Genomic DNA, 2,889 nt, shown 5'->3' with positions numbered 1-2,889 from the left:
GGTAATGGGTAAGTATCACCCACATGGTGATAAATCTGTGTATGATACCATGGTACGTATGGCCCAGGAATGGAGCTTGCGCTACCTGTTGGTTGAAGGACAAGGCAACTACGGTTCTATTGATGGTGATGAACCTGCGGCAATGCGTTATACCGAGGCACGCCTGCAAAAGCTGGCCGAAGAAATGCTGGCTGATATCAATAAGGACACTATAGATTTTCAGTTAAACTTCGACGACTCGTTACAGGAACCAACCGTTTTACCTGCAAAATTCCCTAACCTTTTGGTTAATGGTGCATCTGGTATCGCGGTAGGTATGGCCACCAATATGGCCCCGCACAACTTATCGGAGGTTATTGATGCTACTATGGCATTGATAGATAATCGCCAGATAGAGGTATCCGAACTGATGAAATACGTTAAAGGGCCCGATTTCCCTACAGGTGGTATCATTTACGGCTTCGAGGGTCCGCGTGAAGCATTGGAAACAGGTCGTGGGAGGGTAGTGATCCGCGCAAGGGCCGAAATTGAAATGCATCACGGCGAAAGGGAACGCATCATTGTATCCGAAGTACCTTACCAGGTAAATAAGGCTTTAATGATTGAGCGTACCGCCGAGTTGGTTAATGATAAAAAACTGGAAGGCATATCGGCTATCCGCGATGAATCGAGCAGGGAAGGTATCCGCATTGTTTACGAAATTAAACGCGATGCCAATGCAGCCATCGTATTAAACAATTTGTTTAAATACACCGCGTTACAAACATCATTCAGTGTAAACAACATCGCATTGGTTAATGGCCGCCCGATGATGCTTAACCTGAGAGACCTGATCCATCACTTTGTTGAACACAGGCACGAGGTAGTTGTACGCCGTACCAAATTTGAGCTATCTGAAGCCGAAAAGCGGGCGCATATTTTAGAAGGTTTATTGATTGCACTGGATCACCTGGATGAGGTAATCCGCCTGATACGTGCTTCGCAAACTCCTGATGAAGCAAGAGAAGGTTTGATGAGCCAGTTCGGCTTAAGCGATCTGCAGGCCCGTGCTATTTTGGATATGACGCTTCGCCGGTTAACCGGACTTGAGCGTGATAAGATCAAAGATGAATATGCAGCTTTAATGAAACTGATTGAGCATTTAAAATCTATTTTAGCTGATGAAGGCTTAAGGATGCAGATCATTAAGGATGAGCTTTTAGAAATTAAAGAAAAATATGGCGATGAGCGCAGGACCGAAATGGTTCATTCATCTGCCGAAATGCAAACCGAAGACTTTATTGAGGATGAGGATGTGGTGATCACCATATCGCGCGAGGGTTATATTAAACGCACCCCGTTAACCGAATATCGTCGCCAGGGCAGGGGTGGTAAGGGTTCTATCGGCAGCAATAGCCGCGATGCCGACTTTATTGAGCATTTGCTGGTTGCATCCAATCACAACTACATGCTGTTCTTTACCGAATCTGGTCAATGTTACTGGCTGCGGGTATTTGAAATTCCGGAAGGAACACGTACCTCTAAAGGCCGTGCCATCCAGAATATTATTAATATCCCTAAAGAAGAGAATATTAAGGCTTACATCAAGCTTATCAGTCTTAAGGATAAAGAATACCTGGAGAATAACTTCATTATCATGTGTACCCGTAAAGGTACTATCAAGAAAACATCTCTGGAGGCTTACTCACGTCCGCGTGCAAATGGCATCAACGCCATCAACATCAACGAAGGCGATTCATTATTGGAAGCAACCTTAACCACCGGCAGCAGCGAAATTGTAATGGCGCTTAAATCGGGCAGGGCAATCCGCTTTAATGAATCAACTGTAAGGCCAATGGGCCGCACCGCAACCGGTGTGCGTGGTATTACCCTTGATGACGAAACCGATGAGGTTGTAGGCATGATTAGTATCGACGATAGTGAAACAACGGTGTTGGTAGTATCAGAGAAAGGATACGGTAAACGTACCGATATAGACGACTACAGGGTAACTAACCGTGGCGGTAAGGGTGTAAAAACTTTAAATATTACTGAAAAAACCGGAAACCTTGTTGCCATAAAAGGTGTTACTGATAAGGAAGATCTGATGATCATCAATAAATCGGGTATTATAATCCGTATTGCCATCAGCGAGTTGCGCACAATGGGCAGGGCTACGCAAGGTGTACGTTTAATAACCCTGAAAGGAAATGATGAAATTGCTTCGGTAGCAAAAATTGAGCATGACGAGGATGAAGAGAAGGAAATTGATGAAAATGCCGAAATAACTCCAGATGATGAGAACGTGGATGGAACTGAAAGCCCTGAAGGATCATCAGAAAATGAGGCAACCGGAGAAAGCGCAGAACCAACAACTGACGAACCAACTGAATAAAAAATATGCAGTGCCGTAAAATTGTTTTATCTGTTTTAATACCATTTATTACTACAACTTTTGCCTTCGCGCAATCAGAAGCGCTAAAAGTTGTAGTTAATAACCTTGCTTTTTATAAACAGAACAAGGATCTGAAATATTTAAGAGCGGCAAAAAAATCTGCCGATAGCTTAATTATCACCCGTTCAGATTCATCTGATCTGAAAAAAAACACCTATAGGGCATTAATCAATGCCAGCATATTGTATATCGATTCCACCAATACAAGCGGGCAGCCGGCAACGTTATTGGCAGAAACCGCTGCATTGGTGGATAAATTATCGGCTAAAAGCAAAATTTATAACTACCAGGCCGAAATTGATTATTCAAAACGCTGCCTTGCCAATGTTTATATACGTAAGGGCTTTGAGTTTGTAAACAACTCCGATTTCGCAAATGGCCGGCAATCGTTTGAAAATGCAAAAAAATATGCACCCAATTTTAAGCAGCTTAATGATTATATAGCCTATTCAAAC

General features: G+C 43.2%; 2 protein-coding genes. Both read left to right on the top strand.

From position 1 onward, the window contains the following. Positions 1 to 2,374: DNA gyrase subunit A (gene gyrA / locus AC1DPZ_RS24855; protein ID WP_477408535.1), on the top strand; the 2,374-nt coding region annotated here is incomplete at its 5' end. Between the two features lie 5 nt (positions 2,375 to 2,379). Beyond that, a partial coding sequence (locus tag AC1DPZ_RS24850; RefSeq protein WP_477408533.1) for a hypothetical protein occupies positions 2,380 to 2,889 on the top strand: 510 nt, incomplete at its 3' end.

The organism is Mucilaginibacter sp. P4_G9, assembly GCF_056400985.1.
The sequence above is the reverse complement of the archived record's forward strand: the minus strand, read 5'-3'. Positions and strand labels throughout refer to the sequence as shown.